Source organism: Rhodococcus sp. I2R (assembly GCF_020889545.1).
GTDB lineage: Bacteria > Actinomycetota > Actinomycetes > Mycobacteriales > Mycobacteriaceae > Rhodococcoides.
Window position 1 is genome coordinate 1 of sequence record NZ_JAHUTG010000001.1, and the last position, 25,532, is coordinate 25,532.

Sequence of the window (25,532 nt, forward strand, 5' to 3'; positions counted from 1 at the left end):
AGTGACGGGACTCTTTGGTCAGGCTCCTATCAAGTCACTCCGCCCTACCGGTCGCGTGTGAACGTTGTCCGTCGAAGCGAGAGCCGACACATCACATGAAGGACAGCCAACGGCGTCAGAGCGAAAACGAGCCAAACTCCCGCCTCAACGAACAACTCCAGTATCACTGAGCGGAAATACATAGCAGGACACGTATTTCCACGCACATGAGGAGGATTCGTCCCCGCTACGAAGCCTGTGAACCCAGGTGAAATCGTTCAAACCGGCCACGTCGGGCGCTGAGGAGGTCCACGATGATCTCACACCATAGGTACGAGGAGGGTTCCCATCATGCCCATGTTTGTCGTCGAATACTCGTACACGCCCGAGACCTCCGGCGGTCGGGACGATCATCGCACCGACCACCGTGCTTGGGTCCGAGAGATGATTCGACGAAAGATCATCCGTTCGTCAGGTCCACTCGCCGACCACAGCGGGGCCATGTTCATCGTCCAGTCGCCCGACCGCGACGCCGTGGCACGCCAGTTCACGCACGATCCGTTCGTGCTCGCCGGACTCGTCGAGGACGTCAAGATCACTGAGTGGGCGCCGGCCGCAGGCGAGTTCAGCGGCTGACACCCCGTCCACATACAGGCCCCGTCTACGGCTACAGTGCCCCGGCCCAACCCGCGATTCGTTGCGTCAAGTCGGTCGCGGTGAGACCCAGCTCGCGGTGGATCTGCTCACGCGAGGCGTGATCGAGGAACCGCTGCGGCACACCCACGTCGCGGCACACAGTGTCCACTCCAACGGCACGTATCGACGCCGACACGCTCGAGCCGACGCCTCCGTGGACACCCGAATCCTCGATCGTCACCACGAGTTTGTAGTCCTCGGCGAGCTTGAGCAGCGACTCGGGCACGGGAAGGACCCACCGCGGATCGACCACAGCCACCGACAAACCCAGCTCGGTCAGCTTCGCCGCGGTCTCCATTGCGAGCCCGGCAAAGACACCCACAGAGACGATCAACACGTCACCGCTCGCCGTCGGCGGTTCCGCAAGTACATCCACCACGCCATCCAGGCGTCGCAACGCCGGGATGTCCTCGGTGACGGCGCCCTTCGGGAATCGCAACGCTGTCGGTCCGTCATCGACGGCGAGAGCTTCACCGAGTTCTTCACGCAGAGTGCTGCAATCGCGGGGCGCAGCGACCCTCATTCCGGGCACGATACCGAGCAGAGACATGTCCCACATGCCGTTGTGGCTCGCGCCGTCCGCGCCCGTGACCCCTGCGCGATCCAGCACCAGGGTGACAGGCAGATTCAGCAGCGCCACATCCATGAGCAGCTGATCGAACGCCCGGTTCAAGAAGGTCGAATACACCGCCACCACAGGATGCATGCCGCCGAGAGCGAGTCCCGCTGCAGAAGTCACCGCGTGCTGCTCGGCGATGCCCACGTCGAACAGTCGGTCGGGGAACCTCTCACCGAACGCGGCAAGGCCGGTCGGTCCCGCCATCGCGGCAGTGATGGCGACAATATCGTCTCGCTCGGCGGCCCGATCGATCAATTCTCGAGAGAACACCGACGTCCAGTCGGGAGCAGACTGCGAGCGCGCCAGCCCGGTCAGTGGATCGATGACACCCGTCGCATGCATTTGATCGGCGACATTGTTCTCGGCGTGCGCGTAACCCATACCTTTGCGCGTGACCGCGTGCACGATCACCGGACCCCCATACGCCTTCGCGCGACGGAAGGCAGACTCCAGCGCCTGCTCATCGTGACCATCCACGGGCCCGAGATATTTGATGCCCAGATCGGTGAACAGCACCTGCGGGCTGACGGCGTCCTTCACCCCGGCCTTCATCCCGTGCAACATCGCGTACGCAGTCTTGCCGACGAGTGGAATCTTCCGGACGATGCGCCGGCCGTTGTCCAGGATTCGCTCGTAGCCCGGTTGCAGCCGCAAAGCAGTCAGATGCTCCGCGAGCCCGCCTATCGTCGGAGAGTAGGAACGGCCGTTGTCGTTGACGACGATGACCACCGAACGATCCTTGCCCGCCGCGATGTTGTTGAGCGCTTCCCAGCACATTCCTCCGGTGAGGGCGCCGTCACCGACCACCGCGACCACATGTCGATCGTGCTGGCCCCGTAGCTCGAACGCCTTCGCCAGACCGTCGGCATACGACAGTGATGCCGACGCATGCGAGGACTCCACCCAGTCGTGCTCGCTTTCCCCGCGCGAGGGATAACCCGACAGACCACCCTGCTTGCGGAGCGAGGCGAATGCCCCGGTCCGGCCGGTGATCATCTTGTGTACGTACGCCTGATGACCGGTATCGAAAATGATCGGGTCATGCGGTGAGGTGAACGTCCGGTGCAACGCCAACGTCAGCTCCACGACGCCCAGGTTCGGGCCGAGGTGGCCGCCGGTCGCCGACACCGTTTCCACCAAGAACTCACGGATTTCTCCGGCCAGATCTTTCACCTCGGACGGGGCCAGGCGGCGCAAGTCCTCGGGCGTCTGAACTCGAGCTAGGACACCCAACGAGATCGCTCCCTCCGGCCGACAATATCGGTCTCGAGTTCGCAGTGATCGTCACCGCGAACAGTCACATCTGAGTCTACTTAGCACCCGACAGTACTGCGGCCGTACCGCCGCCCCAACCACACACGACGCGTCGGTCATCACAGCGAAACCGCGCAACCCGGGGAATAGGGTGGGCCTCATGCCTACCGTGGTCGACCAGATCCTGACGAACGTCTACGAGGCCTGCCGAGGCAACACCTCGGGGTCCGTCGCCGACTACATCCCCGAGTTGGCAGCCGTCGCTCCGGACGGCTTCGGGATAGCTCTGGCCACCAGTGACGGATACGTCTACGAAGTCGGCGACACGGCCATGCCGTTCACCATTCAGTCGATCTCCAAGCCCTTCACCTACGGACTCGCCCTCGCCGATCACGGTGAGGCGGCGGTAGCGCGCAAGATCGACGTCGAACCGTCCGGCGAACCCTTCAACGAGATCAGCCTCGATCCTGTCACCGAACGTCCACGCAACCCCATGATCAACGCCGGCGCCATCACCTCGGCATCGCTGATCGAGGGCGACTCAGCCGAGGATCGTTTCGAACGCATCCTCACCGCCTACTCGAACTACGCGGGGCGCCGGTTGACATTCAACTCCGCTGTCTACGAATCGGAGGCCAGAACCGGCAACCGCAACCGGGCCATCGGCTACATGCTCCGATCGTTCGGGATCATCGAGGACAATCCGGACGCCGCAGTGGATCTGTATTTCCGACAGTGCTCCATCGATGTGACCGCAGCCGACCTCGCGATGATGGCGGCGACGCTGGCGAACAACGGCATCAATCCTCGGACGCAGCAGCGAGTGCTCGCTCCTGCCCTCGTCGAACGGGTGCTGAGCGTGATGACCACCTGCGGTATGTACGACGGTGCGGGCGACTGGGTGGCCAGCGTCGGCATGCCCGCCAAGAGTGGTGTCGGCGGAGGCATCGTCGCCGTGCTGCCCGGTCAGATGGGAATCGCGGTCTACTCGCCGAGGTTGGATGAGCACGGCAACAGCGTTCGCGGCGTCGAGGCGTGCAGGACGATGTCGAAGAAGCTCGAGCTTCACTTTCTGCATGTCACACGCGCCTCGCGCTCTGCCATCCGCAACCGCTACACGGTCGCGGAGACTCCGTCACGTAGACGGCGTAGCGAAGTCGAGCAGGAAGCACTCGCTCAGTTCGGTACCCGCGCGCGCATCTACGAACTTCACGGTGACCTGCTCTTCTCCGGCGCCGAGACTGCGGTCAGAGAAATCGGCAACCTCGACGAGGACTTGGATGCCCTGGTCCTCGACGTACGAGGAGTCGACGACGTGAGCGAGGTTGCACGCGGCATGCTCTCAGCGCTGCGAAAGCAACTCTCCGCCCGCGGGTGTCGCGCATCTCTCGTCGACCCGCGAGCGGTACTGGGTCAGACTGCGTCGAGTGTCGACCCGACTGCGCCGGATGGGCGAGTATTCGGTGACCTGGGGTCGGCGATCCAATGGGCCGAGGAGCTGCTGCTCGACCGCTTCTGTGTCGGACCACGCCAACCGGAGAAGGTTCTCCCCCGCGATCACCCGGTGCTGTCGGGCCTGACAGCAGAACAGTACGACCGCGTGGCAGCGGTCCTCGAATACCGGAGCTACTCGCGTGAGGAACTCATCGTGAGCACCGGACAATCGACCGCGGGACTGTTCTTGATTCTCGCCGGCCAGGCGAGCTCGACGTTCACGGCGCCCGACGGTTCGCACCACCGGATTTCCACCTTGTCCCCCGGAATGAGCTTCGGTGAGATGCCGTTGCTGGCGCGGACGAAGTTCATCCTCGACTTCCGAGCCGAGACCGACCTGTCCGTCGCAGTCATCTCCGACGAGAATTTCGCCGAGCTGACCCGCGACGCCGCCGAGGTGAAACTGGCGTTGCTGACGAACCTTGCGACAGGCGCCTACCACCAGATGAACACCGCGATAAAATCGCTCGGCCCGTTCGATATCGGGCGCTGAAGCGCCCGATACCGAATCCGAGGCAACTGCTCAGGTATTCAGGTCCACCAACGTCAACACCTCGGTCGGCTGCGGCGAACCGCCTGCCGGTTCGAGCGAGAACGCGAAGTTCGTGGCGGAACCCACACCCTCGATCACCGTCTCGTCCCCGCCTGCCAGCTGCTCCGGGGTCACGAGACCGACCGAGCGTGGCGTGCCGTCGACGAACCACATCTGGTAGTCCTGTCCCGCCGCAGGCGGAGAGACACCGTCCATGGTCATCACAACAGCGTCGGACTCCGGCGAGTACGACACCGTCGCCGTTCCGCCACCGGGGAATTCCGCGATCTCGCGGCGGGTGTCCGGCGCGGCGACGATCTGCTCGGCCTGTGTGAGTCCGGGATCGTCACCGATGACCTGAGTGACGACGACGACTCCACCGACCGCCACGACCACCACTGCCGCAGCCGCCATCAACGTCGTCCGCCAGCGTCCCGTTCCGCGAGCTCGATGCCGCCGAATGCTCGTGACGTTCGTTGCCGCGCCGAGCGTCGACTCGACCTGTGTGATGTGCGGTATCTCGTCGAGAACACGCGCTTTCAGCTCTGCCGGTGGGTCGGTGGCGTCGAGCACCGACACCAACGCCAGGGTTTCCCGAATCTCGCTGACGAGGACGCCGAACTGCACCCGCGATGTGCCGTCGACCGAATCGAGGTTGTGCTCTATCTCTGCTTGCTCGGCCGCGCTGACGGCATGCAGGGCGTAGACCTCTGCAGAATCGAGCAACCGCTGCCGCGATGCTTCACTCATGAGGGTGCCACCCCCAGACAACTCTTCAACTTGATCAATCCGTCCCGTATGCGCGATTTGATGGTGGGCACAGCGACCCCGAGCCGCTCAGCGACCTCCCGGTAAGTCCATCCGCCGTAGTAGGCCATGCGCACCGACTCGCGCTGCGTATCGGTCAGCGTGTCCAGACACGCCACGACGGCATCGGATTCGAGGCGCTGCGTCACCGCCTCGAGCACTTCGTCGTGCTCCGGGGAGTGACTGATCGCCCCGTACGCGGCTTCACGGTCGGTACCGGACTGCTCGGACCGCACCCGATCCACCGCACGGCGATGTGCAAGCGTCATCATCCAGGCAAGCGGACTTCCCTGGTTCGGGTCGTAGTTCGGTGCCGAACGCCAGATCTGCAGGAATACCTCCTGCGTGGTTTCCTCCGAATAGCCCGGGTCGCGCAGTACGCGTAGCACCATGCCGTAGACACGCGCCGAGGTGGCGTCGTACAGCTCGGCGAACGCCCGCTGATCCCCGGAAGCGACCGCTGCCATCACGCGCCGGAGACGTTCGGCCTCGTCCGCGCGCAGATTGCGCAGTTGCGCGCTGGGGACCACACATGCCGGTCCGTCGCCTCCGTGCCCCGACGGGTTCTCTTGCGGCGAATCCGAACTCGCAGTGCTCACCGGAGCCAGGTCCCAACGTCTTCGAAAGTGATCGCGTTCATTGATCAAGAGAGTAGTGCTCATGTGACTCTCACACCGAAACCTCCGCGTTTTCCCGCCGCAAGATGTATTCGACGCGGCACCCATCACGGATGGTCGGGTGAGGAAATTCGATTGCGAGTTCGGATCGCATCCACCAATACTGAACCCATGGATTTCAGGACGGCTATCGAGACGAATGGCCTGATCAAGCGTTTCGGCGACAATGTCGCGGTCGACGGAATAGACCTGTCGGTACCTACCGGCGGTGTGTACGGCGTCCTCGGCCCCAACGGGGCCGGCAAGACCACGACGATTCGAATGTTGGCGACACTGCTGCCTATCGACGGCGGCTCTGCCCGTGTGCTCGGTCACGACCTCTCGACCGAAGCGGACGTCATCCGCGGCAAAGTCTCCCTCACCGGACAGTTCGCCTCGCTCGACGAGGATCTGACCGGAACCGAGAATCTGATTCTGCTCGCGCGGCTCTACGGATACTCGCGTCCCGCCGCGCGGTCCCGAGCCGATGAGCTGCTCACCGCGTTCGGCATCGCCGAGGCAGGTAACCGACAGGTCAAGACGTACTCGGGTGGGATGCGTCGTCGCATCGACATTGCCGCCAGCATCATCGTGACTCCGGAACTGATATTCCTCGACGAGCCGACGACCGGGCTCGATCCACGCAGCCGAAACCAGGTCTGGGACATCGTGCGCGCTTTGGTCGATGGAGGCACCACAGTTCTGTTGACGACCCAATACCTGGACGAGGCCGATCAATTGGCCGGTCGGATCGCGGTGATCGACCGCGGGAAGGTCATCGCCGAGGGCACCACCGGCGAACTCAAGGCCTCGGTCGGTTCCGGTTCGCTGCACGTGCGAGTCGTCGAGGCGTCCATGCGCGCAGCGGCAGCCGACATTCTCAGCTCGATGTTGACCGAACCTGTTGTCTACGAGGCCGACCCGATGGCCTTGTCGGCACGCCTCGACTCGACCGCCTCGGTGGCCGCGGCGCTCCCCGAGTTCGAGCGTGCCGGAATCGCGGTGGCATCGTTCGCCATCGGGCAACCCAGCCTCGACGAGGTCTTCCTCGCACTGACCGGCCATCCCACAGAAACCGACACGCACACCGAGACCGAGGCAGCATCATGACCACGTCCACCACCGACCTGGCCGCACCCGACGCGGTGGCGCACGTCCTGCGCAGCGCGGGTCCACGGCCGCCGCGTCCGAACGCTGTCTCCACGTCCATCACCTTCGGGTGGAGGGCCCTGCTGAAAATCAAGCACGTCCCGGAGCAGCTCTTCGACGTGACCATGTTCCCCATCATGTTCACGCTGCTGTTCACCTACCTGTTCGGAGGCGCCCTCGCCGGGTCCACCGATGCATACATCCAGTTTCTGCTACCCGGGATTCTCGTCCAGACGGTGGTGATGATCACCATGTACACGGGCGTGACCTTGAACAAGGACATCGAGAAGGGGGTGTTCGACCGGTTCAGGTCGCTACCGATCTGGCGGCCGTCACCGCTCGTCGGGGCGCTCCTCGGCGACGTCGTTCGCTACTCGCTCGCATCTGTGATCGTGCTGGCACTTGGTCTCGCGATCGGATTCAGGCCCGCAGGCGGCGTCGTCGGCGTCGTGGCGTCGATTGCGCTGCTTCTGCTCTTCTCGTTCTGCCTGTCCTGGGTGTGGACCATGATCGCGATGATCGTGCGGACCGAGTCCGCCGTCATGGGTGTGTCGATGTTCATTCTGTTTCCGCTCGCCTTCGCCAGCAACATCTTCGTCGATCCCCAGACGATGCCTGGTTGGCTCCAGGCGTTCGTGGAAGTCAATCCGGTCAGCTTTCTCGTGACATCGATCCGATCACTGATGGCGGGGGAACCCGATGCGGCTGCCCTTGCGGTGACGATGGCGATCTGTGCCGGGTTCCTGGCGGTGTTCGGACCGATCACGATGCGTCTTTACAACCGAAAGACCTGATCGGTCATCTCGACCGGCCGACTGCCGCTCGCGCGCGGTGGCGACGTACTGCATCACGGTTGGAGCACACCGTGCCGCAGTAGCGTTGGCGGCCGGTTCGGGAGACGTCCGCGAACACCGCGTCGCAGTCGGCTGCGGCGCATCGGCCCAGGCGGTCCATGCCGCGTCCGGTCAGGTGCAGGGCCGTCCCAACGCTCACCAACGCCCTGACCACCGAGCCGAGCGCGATGTTGGGGTCTCGGTAGTGCATGTGCCAGCCGTCGCCTGCGTGATCAGTGAGCCGAGGGTACGTCGATGCCCGGGCCAGCAGATCGTTGAGGATATCGGCTCGTTCGACATCAGTGCGTGCATCGACGACTCCCACCCATTCGTCGAGGAATGCTGTCGTGTCCCGCAGATCTTCCTCGGTGGGCACGGTGTCGACGACCAGTCCAGCGGCGGAACATCGGCTGCCCAGCTCCTCCGGCGATGCCGGCGGCACATTGCACAGTTCGACGCCGAGCTGAACCGCATATTCACCGTAAGGGTTGATGTGCATAAGACCATTACAGCACAGTGGTCAGCATGGATACCGCAACGATCGCAAACAGCAGCCAGCACGCACACACCCACCGGTGGCGCACCACCAGTCGACACTTCACCAGCGACGGAACCATCGGCTATCAGCACTGCTCCTGCGGATCTCACCGAGTCGTGGCCATGGACCGAGCATCGGAACTCCTCGCCACGATCGACCACCGGTAGACCCTGGCGGCCGGCTATCGGACGAACAGTCCGATCGATTCCACGTGATGACTGCCGGGAAAGGCGTCGAACGCGCGCAGGGCCTCGAAGTGATACCCGGCGTCGATGTAGAGCCCGGCATCACGCGCGAACGACGCCGGGTCGCAACCGATATGGACGATTCGCGCGGGAGTGCGCGCGACCATGGCAGAAACGACATCCTTGCCCGCACCCGAACGCGGCGGGTCCAGCACCACCACCTCTGGCGACGGAAGCTGCTGGGAAGCGCGTTCGACCCGACCTGGCGCGAATCGCACCTGCGCGAGATCGCCAAGGGCCTTTGCACCGTCGGCTGCCGCACGCGGGGACACCTCGACGCTCACAACTGTGCCGTCCGGACCGACGGCGTCGGCGATGCTCGCAGCGAACACTCCGACACCGCCGTACAGATCCCATGCGACCGAACCCGAGCTCGGAGCAGCCCACTCGGCGACCACATCGCTGTAGGCCTGCGCGGCTCCGCGATGCGCCTGCCAGAACCCCGTTGCATCGAGCTCCCATTCGCGGCCGGAGACCGTTTCGTGGGCGCGACCGCTACCGACGACAATCTTCTCCGCGCGCGGCCGGGCCGACGCAGCGCGACGAGCGGACGCCCCGCGCCTACCCGGCGATCGACGCCCCGCCAGCGATACGGCTGCGGGCGCGATCTCGACGACGTGACGCTCTCCAGCACCGTCGACCGCCACCACGATTTCCGATCCGGGACGCCACCGAGTCGTGTCCAAACCGTCGAACGCGCCCGGAACAACCTGGGGGCAACCGAGTTCGGTGACGATCGTGGCACTGCGATACCGGTGAAATCCGGCGCGGCCGGCGGCGTCGACGGCGAGGCGGACCCGGCTACGCCACCCGGTCCCGTCGCCAGTGAACGGAAGTTCCTCCACGACGACATCGCGTTCGAGACCCGCGACCCTTCGAAGCTGCTCCTGAAGTACCGAGGCCTTCATGGCTCGACCGGCGGCCAAGGACGCGTGCGAATAGTCACAACATCCTGACCCTCCCGGACCGGAGATCGGGCACAGCGGAGACACCCTGTCCGCGGAACCCTCGACGATCTCCACCGCATCGGCACGGCAGAACGATCCGCCACGGTCCTCGGTCACCTGCGCGCGCACCACTTCGCCTGGCAAACCGTGCCGAACGAACACCACTCGGCCCTCGTGTCGAGCCACGCAGAAGCCGCCGTGGCCGGGCGCGCCGAGCGTCGACTCGAAAGTCCGACCGAACCAACTCTCGGTCATGGTTTCCTACCTGCGCCGTTGTCTTCGCCGCGCTGCGTCGGCTGCTCATAGCCGCGACGCGATGCCCCCGGGGCGTTCTGGGGCGACTCCTTCTTGGCCTTCTCGGAAGAACGTAGCTGCCACGGGACGCTCGTGACCATCACGCCGGGCTGGAACAACAGTCGGGACTTGAGCCGCAGCGCACTCTGGTTGTGCAATATCTGCTCCCACCAGTGTCCCACCACGTACTCCGGAATGAACACCGTCACCACGTCGCGGGGAGAATCCCGTCGGACGCGTTTGACGTAATCGAGCACCGGCTTGGTGATCTCGCGATACGGCGACTCGACGACCTTCAACGGCACCGCGATATCGCTGCGTTCCCATTCACGGACCAGGCCACGTGTGTCTGCCTCGTCGACGTTGACGGTGATCGCCTCCAACGTGTCGGGTCGAGTCGCGCGAGCGTAGGCGAGCGCACGCTTGGTCGGCATGTGCAGCTTGGAAACGAGCACGATCGAATGGGTCCGACTCGGAAGGACGCCGTCCCATTCCTCGTTCTCGAGTTCCCGCGCGACAGTGTCGTAGTGCCGCCGAATCATGCGCATCAGAACGAAGATCGCGAACATGGCGACGATGGCAATCCACGCTCCGGCCGCGAACTTGGTGACCAGCACGATGACGAGGACCGTTCCGGTCATCGCCAAGCCGACACCGTTGATCATGCGCGAGCGCATCATTTTTCGCCGCGCCGCCGGTTCCTGCTCCGACCTCAGATGCCGATTCCAGTGCCGGATCATCCCGGTCTGGCTCAGCGTGAACGAGACGAACACTCCGACGATGTACAGCTGAATGAGCTGAGTGACCTCTGCACCGAACACGACGACGAACGCGATTGCGGCACCGGAGAGAAACAGGATGCCGTTGCTGAATGCCAGGCGATCGCCGCGCGTGTGCAGTTGGCGTGGCAGGTAGCGGTCCTGTGCCAGCACCGAGCCGAGAACAGGGAAGCCGTTGAACGCCGTGTTGGCGGCCAACACCAGGATGAGCGCAGTGACCGTGGTGATGAAGAAGAATCCGATCGGGAAGCCCGAGAACACCGTCTCCGCAAGCTGCGCGATCAACGTCTTCTGTTTATATCCCTCCGGCGCACCCAGCAACTGCTCCGCTGGATCTGCGGCATATTGGATGCCCACCTTCTGGGCCAGGATGATGATACCCATCAGCAGCGTGATCCCGATCGTGCCGAGCAACAGCAACGTGGTCGCCGCGTTCCGTGACTTCGGCTTGCGGAAAGCCGGCACACCGTTGCTGATCGCCTCGACGCCTGTCAGCGCGGCACACCCGGACGAGAAGGCACGAGCGACCAAGAACGCGAAGGCGATCCCGTACAGGTGCGAATCCTCGGCCTGCAACTCGAAACTCGCGGACTCGGCCCGTACGTCCTCCCCCAGCACGTACACGCGCGTCAGCCCCCACACGAGCATCAGCACCATTCCGAACATGAACGCGTAGGTCGGAATCGCGAACGCTGCCCCGGATTCTCGGATGCCCCGCAGATTGATCGCGGTGATCAGCACGATCGCCACCACGGCGAACAACACCTTGTGGTCCGCAACGAACGGGATCGCGGAACCGATGTTGGACGCAGCCGCCGAGATGGAGACCGCGACCGTCAGCACGTAGTCGACGAGTAGCGCGCTACCGACGGTCAGTCCGGCTGTCGGGCCCAGGTTCACCGTCGCGACCTCGTAGTCGCCACCGCCGGACGGATAGGCATGGACGTTCTGCCGGTAGCTGGCCACCACGACCGCCATGACGATGCAGACGGCGAGTCCGACCCATGGTGTGAACGCGTAGGCAGAGATCCCCGCGACGGACAGGACGAGGAAGATCTCCTCCGGCGCGTAGGCAACCGAGGACATCGCATCGGAAGCGAAGACGGGTAGCGCGATTCGCTTCGGGAGCAGGGTGTGACCGAGCTTGTCGCTACGGAAGGGCCTACCGAGCACGAGCCGCTTCGCGGCGGTCGAAACCTTGGACACGGGTGAAAGCGTAGGCCGTCCGCGTCGCAACGAAACACCGGAGCGTCGAAATGGGGCTCACCGAACGTCGCCGTGTACGAAATGCCGCATCGGCGGCCACCCAACCGACCCGCCCCACGCGACTCACGAGAGCCTGCGCTCGATTACTGCAACGTGGACCATTACGTTGGTGCATGCGCTCGAAACGACCTGCAGATGACATCCGAATGGAGCTGGACCTGTGTACGTAGTGGTGATGGGGTGTGGCCGAGTGGGCGCATCGCTGGCCGGCGCTCTGCAACGCATCGGTCACGAGGTTGCCGTCATCGATCGCGACGAGACGGCGTTCCTTCGCTTGGACCCGTCGTTCGAGGGCCATCGGGTCGTGGGTATGGGCTTCGACCGCGACGTTCTCGTCAAAGCCGGGATCGAAAAGGCAGAGGCATTCGCCGCCGTTTCCTCCGGTGACAACTCCAACATCATCGCCGCACGCGTCGCGAGGGAAACCTTCGGCGTCGACAAGGTGGTGGCCAGAATTTACGATGCCAAGCGCGCCGCGGTGTACGAGCGGCTCGGCATCCCGACGGTCGCGACGGTGCCCTGGGCGACCGATCGCTTCCTGCACAACCTTCTGCGCGACGATCCCACCACCAAGTGGCGTGACCCGTCGGGCAGCGTGGCTGTGGTTCTTCTGGACTTTCACGAGGGCTGGATCGGACGGAAGGTCTCGTTGCTCGAGGACGCGACGCACTCACGCGTGGCGTTCATCATCCGCTTCGGTACGGGCATCCTCCCGGACAAGAAGACCGTGATCCAGTCCGACGACGAGATCTACGTTGCGGCTGTGTCCGGCACGGTCGCCGAGGCGGTCGCACTGTCCTCCAATCCACCACCGTCCGATGCCTGACCACATCCGTACCGACACGAACGGGATTTCATGAGAGTCGCAATCGCCGGCGCGGGTGCCGTTGGTAGGTCCATTGCCCGAGAACTCATTCGCAACAAGCATTCGGTGATGCTGATCGAGCGCAAGCTGGACCACGTCGACCGCGAAGCAATCCCAGAAGCCGAGTGGGTGCTCGCCGACGCCTGCGAGCTCACTCTCCTCGAGGCCTCCCAGCTCGAAACATACGACGTGGTCATCGCGGCTACCGGCGATGACAAAGCCAACCTCGTCCTCAGTCTGCTCGCGAAGACCGAGTTCGGTGTCGATCGAGTTGTCGCTCGAGTCAACGACCCTCGCAACGAATGGCTGTTCGACTCGGCGTGGGGTGTGGATGTGGCCGTGTCGACTCCGCGCATGCTCGCCTCGCTCGTCGAGGAAGCGGTGTCCGTGGGCGACCTCGTTCACCTGATGACGTTCCGTAAGGGCCAGGCGAATCTGGTCGAGGTGACATTGCCGGAGAACACTCCGCTCGCGGGCAAGCCGGTCAGGAAATTGAAATTGCCCCGCGATGCGGCTCTTGTGACAATCCTCCGCGGCGGCCGTGTCATCGTGCCGCAACAGGACGATCCACTCGAAGGCGGCGACGAGTTGCTGTTCGTTGCCTCGGTGGAGGTCGAGGACGAACTACGGGTGGCTGTCGGTCTCGCCTGACCTGTTCTCGGCGGCCGCAGAGGAATTCGCAGAGGTATCAGCAGGCCGGGCCTCCTCGAGCGCACGGTCTGCGCGGCGAACGGCCCACAATGTCACCAGGAGCGCCACACCTGTCAGGGGCCAGCCCATACCGATACGGGCCACGGCCAGCCAACCGGTGTGATCCGAGTCGTACAAATTCGACTGCACCAGGTATCGGGCGGCGAACACCAGGGCCCAGGCGAACGTCGCGACATCGTAGGAACGTACTGCTCTACGACTCGAACGCCATGCGGTTCCCTTGTTGTTCAGATAGCCCCAGGCGACTCCGACGAGCGGCCATCGGGCGAGCATCGAGACGATGAACACGCCTGCATAGGCGAGGGAGGTGTAGATACCGAACAGGAAGTAGCCCTTGGCGTCGCCGGTTCGGTAGGCGATGAATGCACAGATCCCGACGCCGAAGAAGCCGGAGATCGCTGGCTGGATCGGGACGCGCTGCACGAGGCGCCACACCATCACCCCGAGTGCTACAGCCAATGCCGACCAGATCGCGGCTGCCAACCCGAAGTAGTTGTTGACCGGCACGAACACGATGACCGGCAGAGTCGACGACACTAGGCCAGTGAGGCCACCCATCTGTTCGAGGACGGTCTTCTCGCGTACGTCCGCTGTGCGGTCATCACTGTCGGTCACATAGTCGAGGGTGCCACATTCGGCGATGTGCCCGGTCGACGAGGCGGGCCGCACTTACACTGCGGCCGGTTCACGCACTGTCGACTCAGGAGTCGTCGCGAAGTTCGTAGTAGGGGTTGTACACGATCTTTCGGCCGTCACGTTCGCCGACTCGGCCTCGAATGAGAACGGTCCTGCCCGGCTCGATCCCCGGGATCTTCCGACGACCGATCCACACGAGGGTCACCGGATCGGTGCCGTCGAAGAATTCGGCTTCGATGTTCGCGTTGGCGGCTTTCGAGCACGCTTCCACACTGCGCAATCGACCGAGCATGGTGACCTCGTCACCTCGCGAGCAATCGCAGGCGCGACTGGCGCCGGAGGCCTCCGACGATTCCGCCATCTCTTCGGCGTCGAGTTGATCGACGTCCTCGGTCAACTTCCGCGTGAGCTTGCGAAAATATCCTGCGGCAGCGGGTGCCATGGTGCGCTCCTGGAGCATCTACGACGGTTTTCAGCACGCATAGGGCGTGTACTTCGCAACTGTAGACCCGAGAATGGACTGCGGCCAACCGGCCCCGAAACGCATCGAAACTCGGGTGTGCGCACAATGGTCGCAATGAGCAACTGGGCTGCCCACGCCGTCGTCCTACCTGGGACCGGATCGGATGCGCGCTTCGCGTCGGACGCATTCACTTCGGCGTTGACGGCGGTGGGCACGAGCGTCGAAGCCGTCGACCCCGATCCCGTGGATGTTGTTGCGAGCTACGAGGCGGCATTGGACGCTGCAGCGGATGCACACGGCCGAATCATCGTCGGCGGGATATCGATCGGCGCAGCCGTTGCAGCTGCATGGTCCGCACGCAATCGGGAGCATGTGGCCGGGATACTGGCAGTACTGCCGCCCTGGCTCGGCAAGCCGGGTGATGCACCGGCTGCGCTCAGCGCCCGCCTCACCTCGCACCTATTGACCACGGAGGGACTCGAGGCGGTCACTGCGGCGATGGCCGCGACATCTCCGGACTGGCTGGCCACGACGCTGACACGGTCGTGGGCGGCCCAGTGGCCCGACCTTCCGTCGGCGCTGCTCGAGGCCGCCGAATATGTCGCACCCGATGTGCAGTTGCTTCGCCGGTTGAATGCCCCCACGTCTGTGATCGGCGCCGTTGACGACGCCGTTCACCCGTTCGAGATCGCCCGCATCTGGAACCGCGAGATTCCCCACTCGGTACTCACGGCGATCCACCTCGATGACATAGCGACCGATCCTGGTGTTCTCGGTCGCCGTGCGGTCGAGGGTCTGCTCGGCCTTGCTGCCGACTAGCCGCCCAGCTGCTGCATTGCCGAACCCGACGAGCCGCGCCGCGGCCCTTCCTCAGGTCCGGACGGTGGTGTTTGCGTCGGATCGACCGGCTCACCGGACCCGGCCGCCCCGCCCTGCGGTGCGACACCCTGCTGCGGTGCCTGCTGGCCCGCGGCTTTCTGGGCGGCGGCCTGCTCCGCCAGCTGTTGCTGCGCCGACGCGAGTTGAGAGATGAGCACTTCGGGAAGGACCACGGGCAGCGGTGTACGTACCGGGTGGGGGTCGGAGCCGCGGTCGACCACGGTCTGCGAGAGCATGTCGCGAGCAATTTTCACCAGTGGCGTGTCCTGGGACACCGCGCCTGCCGGCCCTGCGAGCACACACCGCACCATCCATCGATATCCGTCGACCCCGATGAAACGTAGGTCGGCATTGGCGGTGACGCCGTGCAGTTCACGGCCCCATGGCCCTGTTTCGACCGAAACCTCGGAGTTGTCCTTGCGCAGCGAAGTCGAGAGGTCGCTCGCAACCTCGCGCCACTGTCCCGGCGACTTCGGCGCAGCATAGGCAGCGATGGTGATCCTGCCGTGTTGGGTGACCACATGAACTGCTTGCGGCGCACCGGCCGGCGTCATCTCGACCTGCAGCTGCCCTCCGCTCGGAAGCGGCACGAGCACCGATCCGAGATCGAGCCGGCTTGCGGCGAGCGACTCGCGGTCGTCGTCCAGTTCGCTCAGATCGAATGGTCCTAGGTCGGCCGCCAGTTCGGCGTCCCCGCCTGCGTCCCCGTCCACAACAGCGGCGGAATCCTCGCGGGTCCGCGAGGCATCGACCTCGATGTCGGCCACGGACTCGTCGTGCTGGGGCGCGGTCTTCTTACGTCGTCCGAACATGTTCAATTCACTTTCCTCTCGGGTCAGCGTGTCTGCGTCTCGGCCGGCGACGTCAGGCTCGCGTGCCCCCCGCTCGATCCGTAACCCCCGCTGCCACGCGATGTGTCGTCGAGCGAACGCACTTCGACGAAGTCGACGAGTTCTATCCTCTGCACCAGCAGCTGTGCAATGCGATCACCACGGACGAGTTCGATCGTCTCTCGCCGGTCGAGGTTGATCAGGCATACCTTGATCTCGCCTCGGTACCCGGCGTCGATGGTTCCAGGTGCGTTGACGATGGACAGACCCGACCGGGCGGCCAAACCCGATCGAGGGTGGACCAGGCCGACAGTTCCCAGTGGAAGCGCGATCGCGATGCCGGTGCCGACCACGAGCCGCTCACCGGGCGCGATCGTTGCATCTGCGGTGATGTGCAGGTCGACGCCCGCATCTCCCTGATGGGCACGCCGCGGCAATGGAAGATCGGGATCCAACCTCATCACCGGGATCAACGGTACGGCGGACAGTCCCGGGGCAACCTCGACCACGTGGACCGCTTCATCGGTGAAATCGTCGCTCACGTGCTCCGAGACTACGCTGCCGGAGGCGATGCCCGACGATGCACCGACGCTCGGCCGTTTTGTCGACGGTTAGGCTGTATAGCGTGCCAAAGGACTCACCGCGCGACCTCGACTCCACATCGTCTTCGGACGCCGCAGACCCAGTCGGTTCCCCTGCCCGAGGAAACGGAGTTCACGTGCCGACCGAAGACGCGACAGTTCACTCGGAGAAACTGTGGGTCCCGCTCTGGTGGTGGCCCGCAGGCCTCGCCATCGGTGCGCTGTTGGCTGCGGAAGTCCACATGGGCGCTCCCGGCATTCGCGCGTGGCTACCTTATCTGCTGCTACTCCCGCTGCCCATCTGGGCTCTCTATTGGCTGAGCCGGATGCGAGTCGAGGTGGTTCGCAACGCATCGGGTGAAGGCGAGCTGCGTGCGGGGCAGGCCCATCTACCGCTCGATGTCATTGCCAGAGCCGCCGTGGTGCCCCGGACAGCAAAAAGTGCGGCGCTGGGAAGGCAGCTCGATCCCCTTGCCTTCGTACAACACCGCACCTGGGTCAAACAGATGGTGCTGATTGTTCTCGACGATCCCGACGACCCCACCCCCTACTGGCTGGTCAGTTCCACGCGGCCAGAGGAACTCGTGGCTGCGCTGGCTCGGCCCACCCCCGAGGACCGCGCGTAGCGGTCCGGCCTCACCTGAGTTCGGTCGTCTCGATCAAGCCGCGCAATCGCGACAGACGAGAACGCCGTTCGCGTCACTCGCCAAGCGGCTTCTGTGATGTACCAGAAAGCAGCTCGAGCAGGTGAATTCGTCTGCCTGCTTCGGCACGACCCGAACCGACAGTTCCTCCCCGGACAGATCTGCGCCCGGAAGTTCGAACGATTCCGCCGTGTCCGACTCGTCCACGTCGACCACTGCGGACTGCGCCTCGTTGCGACGTGCTTTGAGCTCCTCGAGCGAGTCCTCCGACACATCGTCGGATTCTGTTCTTCTCGGTGCGTCGTAGTCGGTTGCCATAATTCCTGTACCCCTCGTCCTCTTGCGTTTTCCGGTGGAAGCGTCCGGCCGGCGTAAAAGCGGAGCGTGCCGGCGGTGGGGATGGCAGCTCGCGCTGCGCTTACACCGTGTTTCTGTACTTGTTCGGGCTGTTCAACGGACAACAGCATGGAAAGGTGCCCGAGAAGTTACCGGGGTAATGCCCGGACAATCGAGGTTGAAACCTGATCGAGACCTCTCCCGTGCGCTGTCGACCGCCACGGTTTCGTCTCTCTTCTGAAACCACCGGGGCCGCCAGACAATAGCCGAAGCACTCGACTTTGGCGAAACCGAACCGCCGAGTGACCCTCTACTGTCTTGCAAAGGGCTATCAACAACGGCATCCGCTCGCGCATTCCGCGCGTCCACAGCGCCCGCCTGCCGTGTCCGCAGCGCCGCCGGTGTGATGCGTCCACCGGGTTGCGAGCCTCCGATGTACCGGTGCGCGAACCTACGACGGCGAGGACAACTACAGTGATCGCTGCACCGGCACGCGGCTGTTCCTCTGGGCAGGCCGATTCGGCGCACTCACTCGAATCAGCCGACGGAAAGGCGCGTCCACACCGTGGTTTCTCTGATCACCGAGGGCAGCTCGTTCGACGACAACGGCCGACCGTTCCGCCGCAGGCGTGCGCTCCCCATCACCGCCGTTCTACTCGTCCTCGCACTCCTCGGTGTGTTCACCTGGATGCGCGTGTTCACTGCAGACGAAGCGGTCACGGCGACGGTCGAGTGCAACGAACCCCCCTCGGAACCCGGGAGCGACGGCACTTTGCCTGCACCGCTGGGTGAGCGCGTCGACCGCTCCACACTGCTCGACGTCGAACCCGCTCCGCTGTCGGCGACACAGGTTCGGGTCTACAACGCCAACGGTGAACGCGGACAGGCTGCCACCGTCGCAGCCGATCTCAGCGAGTATGGATTCGCCAGCGCTCCGGACGTGCAGGTCGGCAACGATCCGGTGTACCTCGATCAGAACATGCAGTGCCAGGGTCAGATCCGTTTCGGACCCAACGGCACCGCGGCGGCCAGTACCGTGTGGCTGGCCGCGCCCTGCGCCGAACTCATCCAGGACGGTCGCGCCGACGACACCGTCGATCTCGCGCTGGGCACCTATTTCACGTCCTTGCAGCCGAACCCCGACGCGGAGTCGGTGCTCCAGTCTCTTGCCGGGATCGCACCGGGCACCGCTGCGCCGCCACTTGACATCACCTTGCTCGAAGCGGCTCGCTCGGCACGCTGCTGAGCGTCGGGCGCGCCTGGGCCGCGTTCAGTCGGCAGGGATGGGATCGAGCGCGCCCAGCGCATCCAGGAGGCGGAGGAAGTCCTCTTCGATCCCGGGCGCGAGCGCCACGGTCGCCGCACCTTCGCCGCTCGTGGACATCGGCTTCGGCACGATCACCGCAGCACCCGCCTCCTCGGCGATCAACGAACCGGCTGCCCAGTCCCACGGGCTGAGTCCGTGTTCGAAATGGGCGTCCACTGCTCCCGACGCGACCATGCACAGATCGAGGGCCGCCGACCCGATTCGCCTGATGTCACGTACCTGCGGGAGCAGTTCCGCAATGATCTTGCCTTGTGTGGCTCGCCGCGCCGATCCGTATCCGAAGCCCGTGGCAACGAGAGCGAGCGCGACATCGGAAATCGGATTGCAGGTCAACGTCGCCACATCGCCACTGGACGAGGTTGCCGTTGCGCCGCGACCGCGTACCGCGCTGTAGAGGATCTCGCGTGCGACATCGACGACCACACCGACGACACTGACGCCGTCCACCTGGACGGCGACCGATATCGCGTACGCGGGGATGCCGTACAGGAAGTTCACTGTTCCGTCGATGGGATCGAGCACCCACCGAACGCCCTCCACCGACTCGGTGCTCCCGCCGCCCTCCTCCCCGAGTATGGGATCGGCGGGGCGTCGTTCCGCGAGCAGCGTGCGCAGAACCTGTTCTGCTTCGGTGTCGACGACAGTCACCGGGTCGGTGGGCGTGCTCTTCGTCTCAACGGGCCCGCGCGCAGCTGCATTTTCGCCCTGCGCGCCGGGTCCGAACACCTCGGGGCGCCGGGCACGCACGTGTGCGGCAGCGGCTGTCGCGACCTCCCGCGCGATGTCGGCCAACTCCGACAGGTCGTCTCGGGCGATTTCGGTGAAGTTCTGCGCGGAGTCCTGCGATGGGTTCGACACGAACCCCATCGCATCACAGACGGCGGGAGGGACACCAGTCGAGCGAAGTTCTCGTGCAAGCGGCGCCGAGCGTGTTCGCCGGGCACGGTGAGCCGATCGTCGGGCACAATACGTACGAACAGGCGGGCTCACGAACAGCCGGGCTCGAGAACAGACATGCACTACACGGTTCAGGTCCACGACGGCAGGAGCGGGCGCCACATGACACAACCAGGTTCGGAATCGACCACGACGAGCGCACGGCACGGGTTCGGAGTCGACGTGGGTGGGAGCGGGATCAAAGGCGGCATCGTCGACCTCGTGACCGGCGAACTGGTCGGCGACCGCTACAAGATCGAGACACCTCAGCCCTCCACCCCCGAGGCCGTCGCGGCCGTCGTGGCCTCGATCGCGCAGCGCTTCGAGTGGACCGGACCGGTGGGAGTCACTCTGCCGGCCGTGGTCACCGGCGGGATCGCTCGGTCGGCGGCGAACATCGACAAGTCCTGGATCGACACCGATGCGAGGGCGTTGTTCGCACGGGCACTCGGGCACGAGAACGTCGTTGTTCTCAACGACGCCGACGCCGCCGGTGTGGCCGAGGACCGCTACGGCGCAGGAAAGGGCCGAAGCGGAGTGGTGGTGCTGCTGACGTTCGGCACCGGTATCGGGTCGGCGATCCTGCACGACGGCGTACTGCTCCCCAACACCGAACTCGGCCACATGGAAGTGGGCGGCAAGGAAGCCGAGCACAGGGCGGCGTCCTCGGTGAAAGAGACCAAGGAGCTTTCCTACAAGGAGTGGGCCAAGGAGGTCTCGAGGGTCCTCGAAACCTTCGAGGCGCTTCTGTGGCCCGATCTCTTCATCGCGGGCGGCGGAATCAGCCGCAAAAGCGAGAAGTGGATTCCGCTGCTCACCAACCGAACGCCCGTGGTGGCGGCCACTTTGCAGAACGCCGCAGGCATCGTCGGAGCAGCACTGTTTGCCGACACGGCCGCCGCTAGCGAGCAGGCACGGTAACAAAGTTCCGGAGGGTCGTTACAATGGTTGGTGCCGGTCTGCACGCCGGCACAATCGACAAGACCTCTCCGCCGGAAACAACTCTGGCGTGACGCCGCACGACACCGTCACGAAAGGGCGTACGTGGCAGCCACCGATATCCGTCAGACCGTAGATTCAGCAACAGAGTCTGCGAACCCTGCACCTGCTGCGGAGGCACCGAACGGCACGATCCGAGAAGTCGACGCCGCCCCCGCGGCGACCGACGCTGCGGCACCGGCGGCCAAGGCAGCTGCCCCCGCCAAGAAGGCGCCGGCGAAGAGGGCCCCCGCCAAGCGCGCGGCGGCCAAGAAGGCCCCCTCGAAGAAAGCCGCAGCCAAGAAGGCCACCGACGCCTCCCCCACAGGTGACGGCGAAGAGGACGCACCGGGCATCGAGGACATCGACGTTCCCGAGGGCGATCTCGCAGCCGCAGCCAACGACGTCGTAGAGGTCGTCGCTGCCGGAGACGACACCGAAGACGATGCCACTCCGGAGCCGACCGCCCAGGACAAGGCGTCCGGAGACTTCGTGTGGGACGAGGAAGAGTCCGAGGCCCTGCGCCAAGCCCGCAAGGACGCCGAGCTCACCGCCTCCGCCGACTCGGTGCGCGCGTACCTGAAGCAGATCGGCAAGGTCGCGCTGCTCAACGCGGAGGAAGAAGTCGAGCTGGCCAAGCGGATCGAAGCCGGTCTCTTCGCCACCGAGAAAATGCGCGAGTTCGCCGAGAAGGGCGAGAAGCTTCCGGTTGCTGCGCGCCGCGATTACACGTGGATCTGCCGCGACGGTAACCGGGCCAAGAACCACCTCCTCGAAGCGAACCTGCGTCTGGTCGTCTCCCTCGCCAAGCGGTACACCGGTCGCGGCATGGCTTTCCTGGACCTGATCCAGGAAGGCAACCTCGGACTCATCCGCGCGGTCGAGAAGTTCGACTACACCAAGGGCTACAAGTTCTCCACGTACGCAACGTGGTGGATTCGACAGGCGATCACCCGGGCCATGGCCGACCAGGCCCGCACCATCCGCATCCCGGTGCACATGGTCGAGGTCATCAACAAGCTCGGCCGCATCCAGCGCGAACTCCTCCAGGATCTGGGTCGCGAGCCCACTCCCGAAGAACTTGCCAAGGAAATGGACATCACGCCCGAAAAGGTGTTGGAGATCCAGCAGTACGCGCGTGAGCCGATCTCGCTCGACCAGACCATCGGTGACGAGGGCGACAGCCAACTCGGTGACTTCATCGAGGACTCCGAGGCAGTCGTCGCCGTCGACGCCGTGTCGTTCACCCTTCTGCAGGATCAGCTGCAGTCGGTTCTCGAGACGCTGTCCGAGCGCGAAGCGGGCGTGGTTCGTCTGCGATTCGGCCTCACCGACGGCCAGCCGCGCACCCTCGACGAGATCGGTCAGGTCTACGGCGTAACCCGTGAGCGCATCCGCCAGATCGAATCGAAAACGATGTCGAAACTGCGCCACCCGTCACGCTCGCAGGTTCTGCGCGACTACCTCGACTGAGTCGTTCCAACCGAATACTGACACTCGAAAGCCGCCGTCGCCTCCCCGACGGCGGCTTTCGAGCGTCAGCGCACCTCTTTCAAGTCGGGTGGCGCTGTGAACATGCCGCTGGCGTCGGGTAGATAGTCGACGACATCGGTGACAGCCGCCGTGGGCACTGGGCCGTAGAGGTGCGGAAACCGCATCGAGTCCGGATCCTGTGGCACGCCCGGTTCCCAAACCACAGGGGCATCCAATCGTTCCGGGTCGAGCAGCAGCAGAACCATGTCTTTGCGACCGAAGAACAGGCGGTTCGCGGGCAGGTGAACCTGCCTCGCGGTCGAGAGGTGGACGAACCCGACGTCGGCGAGCGAGTCGGGCCTTATCTCACCCGCGGAGCGGGCCCCGAGCCAGTGCTCGCGGCTGATGATGTGCAGCAACACTCGCGAATCATCCATCGCACCCATCGGCAACCTCCCGTACTCCCGAGTCTGCCTGTCCCCTCGATCGTAGTGGGACGACATGAAGCCGACGGATCAGCTGTGAGCGAACACATAGACGGCCCCGCAGGCGCTGCCAGCAGCTTTCCTTGTGTTTCGTGTTAGTGACAACACAGAGAAACGCGCTCGGGAACAACACGTGACCGCCATACGTCTGAAAGAGTGAACGGACCGCGCCATACCGACGCGGCGGACCGGCCCCAGGCAATCGGGTCACACCGAACGCCAGTACGGAGGAGTCATGCCCGGAACATTGACCAGCCCACAATTGACAGCTGCCGACCGGTGCGACCGGTGCGGTGCAGGGGCTCGCGCACGTGTTGTGCTCTCGACCGGTGGAGAACTCCTGTTCTGCGGCCACCACGCGAAAGCGCACGAGGACCGGCTGCGTGAAGTAAACGCAACGGTGACGACCGAATCGGACTCCGCAGTTTAGGTCGGCTAGCAACACCATCATCGACACCAGAACGGGTGGCCAGTCATGTGGCCACCCGTTCTGGCGTTCATACCCCAACGTCGTGCGCAGGTGACAGCTTGCGCGGGGGCTACATCTTGCGCAGCTGGGCGATCCGCTCCGACAGTTGATCTGCCGTCGCCATCGCAGTCGGCGGGCCACCGCACACCCGTCGTAGATCGCCGTGAATCACTCCGTGCGGCTTTCCGGTGCGGTGGTGGTACACCGCGACCAAACTGTTGAGTTCGCGCCGTAGCGAGGCAAGCTGGCCTGCGGAGGACGCCCGCACCGAGGCGGCCGGGGCCGGCACAGCGGCGGCGGGCGGCGGTGTCGTCGGCTTGTCGATCTGTTCCTGCTGTCGCTGACGCAGCAGGGCGCGCATCTGCTGAGCATCGAGCAAACCCGGCAGTCCCAGGTAGTCCGCTTCGTCGTCACTCCCGGAGAACGTCGCGGTCCCGAAAGACGAACCGTCGTAGATGACCTGATCGAGTTCGGCGTCGGCGCCGAGGGAGGTGTACGCCTTCTCTTCCTCGCCGGCTTCGTCCTTCTGCTTGTTCGCATCGGCCAGCAGTTCGTCGTCGAGTCCGTCCTTCTCGCGATGTGGCTTTCCGAGAATGTGATCTCGCTGCGCCTCGAGCTGACTTGCGAGATCGAGCAGCACCGGAACCGAGGGCAGAAAGACGCTTGCGGTCTCGCCGGGACGGCGCGATCGCACGAAGCGGCCTATTGCCTGTGCGAAATACAGTGGTGTCGAGGCGCTGGTCGCGTAGACGCCGACTGCCAGACGCGGGACGTCCACTCCCTCGGACACCATGCGGACAGCGACCATCCACTTCTGGTTGCTTCGGCCGAATTCGGCGATGCGCGCCGAGGAGGTCGGATCGTCGGACAGCACGATGCAGGGGGTTTCGCCAGTAATCACCTCGATCAGCTTCGCGTACGCACGTGCCACCGTTTGATCGGTTGCGATGACCAGCGCACCCGCGTCAGGCATTCCTCCGCTGCGGAGCTGTTCGAGACGTGTGTTGGCCGCCAGCAGCACCGCAGGCATCCAATCGCCCTGCGGGTCCAGTGCGGTGCGCCAGGCTCGGGCCGTCTGCTCTGCGCTGAGCGGCTCGCCGAGGCGCGCGGTGAACTCCTCCCCCGCATTGTCCCGCCAGCGCGCCTCGCCGGAGTACGCGAGGAACACAACCGGCCGCACCACGCCATCGGCGAGTGCGTCGGAATAGCCGTAGGAGTGGTCTGCCCGTGACCGCATCAGACCTTCGTCGTCCGGCTCGTAGTTCACGAACGGGATGGCGCTGTCGTCACTGCGGAATGGCGTTCCGGTCAGCGCGAGCCGCCTGGTGGCGTCACCGAACGCTTCGCGAATCCCCTCGCCCCAGCTCTTCGCGTCACCGCCGTGGTGGATCTCGTCGAGAATCACCAGAGTCTTCCGGGATTCGGTGCGGACTCGATGCCGGAACGGGTGCGATGCGATCTGCGCGTACGTGACCACGACCCCGTGATAGTCGCTCGATGTCTGGCCCGTGGAGTTGGAGAACTTCGAATCCAGTGCGAGGCCGACGCGCGCTGCGGATTCGGCCCACTGATGTTTGAGGTGCTCGGTCGGGGCGACAACCGTCACCTGATCGACGGTGCGATGCGCAAGCAGCTCCGAAGCCACGCGCAGGGCGAATGTCGTCTTTCCGGCTCCCGGCGTCGCAACGGCGAGAAAATCTTTGGGTGCGGCCACGAGGTACTTGGTGAGCGCGCGGCGCTGCCAAGCGCGTAGCGGCGCACCCCCCGCCGCACCGACGGCGGTGTCGGGTGTCGGGTTCGTGGTGTCGGTCATGTCAGCGCTCACTGGCCG

27 protein-coding genes are annotated in these 25,532 nt (G+C 64.6%); 13 read left to right on the forward strand and 14 right to left on the reverse strand.

Going from position 1 to position 25,532, the window contains the following annotated elements; genetic code table 11:
* The first annotated feature begins 330 nt into the window (after positions 1-330).
* Positions 331-615, forward strand: coding sequence for a YciI family protein (locus tag KVY23_RS00005; RefSeq protein ID WP_206510728.1), 285 nt, complete (start codon positions 331-333; stop codon positions 613-615).
* Between the two features lie 31 nt (positions 616-646).
* On the opposite strand, the gene dxs is transcribed toward KVY23_RS00005, so the two are convergent.
* On the reverse strand, positions 647-2,527 hold the full coding sequence (dxs, locus tag KVY23_RS00010; protein ID WP_075840023.1) for a 1-deoxy-D-xylulose-5-phosphate synthase: 1,881 nt from the start codon (positions 2,525-2,527) through the stop codon (positions 647-649).
* 181 nt (positions 2,528-2,708) lie between these two features.
* Here dxs and glsA point away from each other — a divergent pair, with 181 nt between their 5' ends.
* Positions 2,709-4,535, forward strand: a complete 1,827-nt coding sequence (glsA, locus tag KVY23_RS00015; RefSeq protein ID WP_230554751.1) for a glutaminase A — start codon at positions 2,709-2,711, stop codon at positions 4,533-4,535.
* 30 nt (positions 4,536-4,565) lie between these two features.
* On the opposite strand, the gene KVY23_RS00020 is transcribed toward glsA, so the two are convergent.
* Together KVY23_RS00020 and KVY23_RS00025 are read right to left on the reverse strand one after the other, a co-directional pair.
* Positions 4,566-5,324, reverse strand: a complete 759-nt coding sequence (locus KVY23_RS00020; RefSeq protein WP_230554752.1) for an anti-sigma factor — start codon at positions 5,322-5,324, stop codon at positions 4,566-4,568.
* Positions 5,321-6,043, reverse strand: coding sequence for a sigma-70 family RNA polymerase sigma factor (locus KVY23_RS00025; protein ID WP_230554753.1), 723 nt, complete (start codon positions 6,041-6,043; stop codon positions 5,321-5,323). The genes KVY23_RS00020 and KVY23_RS00025 overlap by 4 nt, the downstream gene beginning before the upstream one ends.
* 126 nt (positions 6,044-6,169) lie before the next feature.
* On the opposite strand from KVY23_RS00025, the gene KVY23_RS00030 reads away from it, so the two are divergent.
* Positions 6,170-7,147 (forward strand): ATP-binding cassette domain-containing protein, encoded by a 978-nt coding sequence (locus KVY23_RS00030; RefSeq protein WP_075840026.1) that lies wholly within the window; start codon positions 6,170-6,172, stop codon positions 7,145-7,147.
* Positions 7,144-7,980, forward strand: coding sequence for an ABC transporter permease (locus tag KVY23_RS00035; protein WP_230554754.1), 837 nt, complete (start codon positions 7,144-7,146; stop codon positions 7,978-7,980). Before KVY23_RS00030 ends, KVY23_RS00035 begins: the two co-directional genes overlap by 4 nt.
* A gap of 4 nt (positions 7,981-7,984) precedes the next feature.
* On the opposite strand, the gene KVY23_RS00040 is transcribed toward KVY23_RS00035, so the two are convergent.
* Positions 7,985-8,518, reverse strand: a complete 534-nt coding sequence (locus tag KVY23_RS00040) for a CGNR zinc finger domain-containing protein (RefSeq protein ID WP_230554756.1) — start codon at positions 8,516-8,518, stop codon at positions 7,985-7,987.
* A 26-nt stretch (positions 8,519-8,544) separates the two neighbouring features.
* Here KVY23_RS00040 and KVY23_RS00045 point away from each other — a divergent pair, with 26 nt between their 5' ends.
* Positions 8,545-8,724, forward strand: coding sequence for a hypothetical protein (locus KVY23_RS00045; protein ID WP_230554757.1), 180 nt, complete (start codon positions 8,545-8,547; stop codon positions 8,722-8,724).
* Between the two features lie 14 nt (positions 8,725-8,738).
* On the opposite strand, the gene KVY23_RS00050 is transcribed toward KVY23_RS00045, so the two are convergent.
* On the reverse strand, positions 8,739-10,004 hold the full coding sequence (locus KVY23_RS00050) for a class I SAM-dependent RNA methyltransferase (RefSeq protein WP_230554759.1): 1,266 nt from the start codon (positions 10,002-10,004) through the stop codon (positions 8,739-8,741).
* Complete coding sequence (locus KVY23_RS00055) at positions 10,001-12,028, reverse strand: APC family permease (RefSeq protein ID WP_075840029.1); 2,028 nt, start codon at positions 12,026-12,028, stop codon at positions 10,001-10,003. Before KVY23_RS00055 ends, KVY23_RS00050 begins: the two co-directional genes overlap by 4 nt.
* A gap of 220 nt (positions 12,029-12,248) precedes the next feature.
* On the opposite strand from KVY23_RS00055, the gene KVY23_RS00060 reads away from it, so the two are divergent.
* Complete coding sequence (locus KVY23_RS00060; protein WP_075840030.1) at positions 12,249-12,914, forward strand: TrkA family potassium uptake protein; 666 nt, start codon at positions 12,249-12,251, stop codon at positions 12,912-12,914.
* A 30-nt stretch (positions 12,915-12,944) separates the two neighbouring features.
* The gene (locus tag KVY23_RS00065; RefSeq protein WP_075840031.1) at positions 12,945-13,604 is read left to right on the forward strand and encodes a TrkA family potassium uptake protein; all 660 of its coding nucleotides are present in this window, start codon (positions 12,945-12,947) and stop codon (positions 13,602-13,604) included.
* On the opposite strand, the gene KVY23_RS00070 is transcribed toward KVY23_RS00065, so the two are convergent.
* Together KVY23_RS00070 and KVY23_RS00075 are read right to left on the reverse strand one after the other, a co-directional pair.
* Positions 13,578-14,222: a DUF3159 domain-containing protein gene (locus tag KVY23_RS00070; protein ID WP_206511089.1), complete on the reverse strand. Its 645-nt coding sequence runs from the start codon at positions 14,220-14,222 to the stop codon at positions 13,578-13,580. The two genes, KVY23_RS00065 and KVY23_RS00070, sit on opposite strands and share 27 nt — an antisense overlap.
* A 142-nt stretch (positions 14,223-14,364) precedes the next feature.
* Positions 14,365-14,742: an OB-fold nucleic acid binding domain-containing protein gene (locus tag KVY23_RS00075; protein ID WP_206510734.1), complete on the reverse strand. Its 378-nt coding sequence runs from the start codon at positions 14,740-14,742 to the stop codon at positions 14,365-14,367.
* A 135-nt stretch (positions 14,743-14,877) separates the two neighbouring features.
* Here KVY23_RS00075 and KVY23_RS00080 point away from each other — a divergent pair, with 135 nt between their 5' ends.
* A complete protein-coding gene (locus KVY23_RS00080) occupies positions 14,878-15,582 on the forward strand; it encodes an alpha/beta fold hydrolase (protein WP_230554760.1) in 705 nt (234 codons plus the stop codon).
* On the opposite strand, the gene KVY23_RS00085 is transcribed toward KVY23_RS00080, so the two are convergent.
* Positions 15,579-16,454 carry a DUF3710 domain-containing protein gene (locus KVY23_RS00085; protein ID WP_230554761.1) on the reverse strand — a complete coding sequence of 292 codons (876 nt, stop codon included), beginning with the start codon at positions 16,452-16,454 and terminating at the stop codon, positions 15,579-15,581. The two genes, KVY23_RS00080 and KVY23_RS00085, sit on opposite strands and share 4 nt — an antisense overlap.
* Before the next feature lie 23 nt (positions 16,455-16,477).
* Entirely contained in the window at positions 16,478-16,933 is a 456-nt protein-coding gene (dut, locus tag KVY23_RS00090) for a dUTP diphosphatase (RefSeq protein ID WP_206511090.1), read from the reverse strand.
* A gap of 257 nt (positions 16,934-17,190) precedes the next feature.
* On the opposite strand from dut, the gene KVY23_RS00095 reads away from it, so the two are divergent.
* Positions 17,191-17,679 carry a DUF3093 domain-containing protein gene (locus KVY23_RS00095; RefSeq protein WP_230554762.1) on the forward strand — a complete coding sequence of 163 codons (489 nt, stop codon included), beginning with the start codon at positions 17,191-17,193 and terminating at the stop codon, positions 17,677-17,679.
* 33 nt (positions 17,680-17,712) lie between these two features.
* Here the strand turns inward: KVY23_RS00095 and KVY23_RS00100 are convergent, their stop codons facing one another.
* Positions 17,713-18,015 (reverse strand): DUF4193 domain-containing protein, encoded by a 303-nt coding sequence (locus KVY23_RS00100; RefSeq protein ID WP_019664051.1) that lies wholly within the window; start codon positions 18,013-18,015, stop codon positions 17,713-17,715.
* A 583-nt stretch (positions 18,016-18,598) separates the two neighbouring features.
* Between KVY23_RS00100 and cei the strand changes: the two genes are divergently transcribed.
* Positions 18,599-19,279, forward strand: coding sequence for an envelope integrity protein Cei (gene cei, locus KVY23_RS00105; RefSeq protein WP_206510738.1), 681 nt, complete (start codon positions 18,599-18,601; stop codon positions 19,277-19,279).
* A 24-nt stretch (positions 19,280-19,303) separates the two neighbouring features.
* Here the strand turns inward: cei and KVY23_RS00110 are convergent, their stop codons facing one another.
* Complete coding sequence (locus tag KVY23_RS00110) at positions 19,304-20,227, reverse strand: inositol monophosphatase family protein (RefSeq protein WP_374108678.1); 924 nt, start codon at positions 20,225-20,227, stop codon at positions 19,304-19,306.
* Positions 20,228-20,419: 192 nt separating this feature from the next.
* On the opposite strand from KVY23_RS00110, the gene ppgK reads away from it, so the two are divergent.
* Entirely contained in the window at positions 20,420-21,217 is a 798-nt protein-coding gene (gene ppgK, locus KVY23_RS00115) for a polyphosphate--glucose phosphotransferase (RefSeq protein WP_206510740.1), read from the forward strand.
* Positions 21,218-21,340: 123 nt separating this feature from the next.
* Positions 21,341-22,747, forward strand: a complete 1,407-nt coding sequence (locus KVY23_RS00120) for an RNA polymerase sigma factor (RefSeq protein ID WP_230554764.1) — start codon at positions 21,341-21,343, stop codon at positions 22,745-22,747.
* 65 nt (positions 22,748-22,812) lie between these two features.
* Here KVY23_RS00120 and KVY23_RS00125 read toward each other — a convergent pair whose 3' ends face one another.
* Positions 22,813-23,193 (reverse strand): DUF952 domain-containing protein, encoded by a 381-nt coding sequence (locus KVY23_RS00125; RefSeq protein ID WP_374108679.1) that lies wholly within the window; start codon positions 23,191-23,193, stop codon positions 22,813-22,815.
* A gap of 274 nt (positions 23,194-23,467) precedes the next feature.
* Here KVY23_RS00125 and KVY23_RS00130 point away from each other — a divergent pair, with 274 nt between their 5' ends.
* Positions 23,468-23,662, forward strand: coding sequence for a hypothetical protein (locus KVY23_RS00130; protein ID WP_075840035.1), 195 nt, complete (start codon positions 23,468-23,470; stop codon positions 23,660-23,662).
* 109 nt (positions 23,663-23,771) lie between these two features.
* Here KVY23_RS00130 and KVY23_RS00135 read toward each other — a convergent pair whose 3' ends face one another.
* Entirely contained in the window at positions 23,772-25,514 is a 1,743-nt protein-coding gene (locus KVY23_RS00135; protein WP_075840036.1) for a DEAD/DEAH box helicase, read from the reverse strand.
* Between the last annotated feature and the right edge of the window lie 18 nt (positions 25,515-25,532).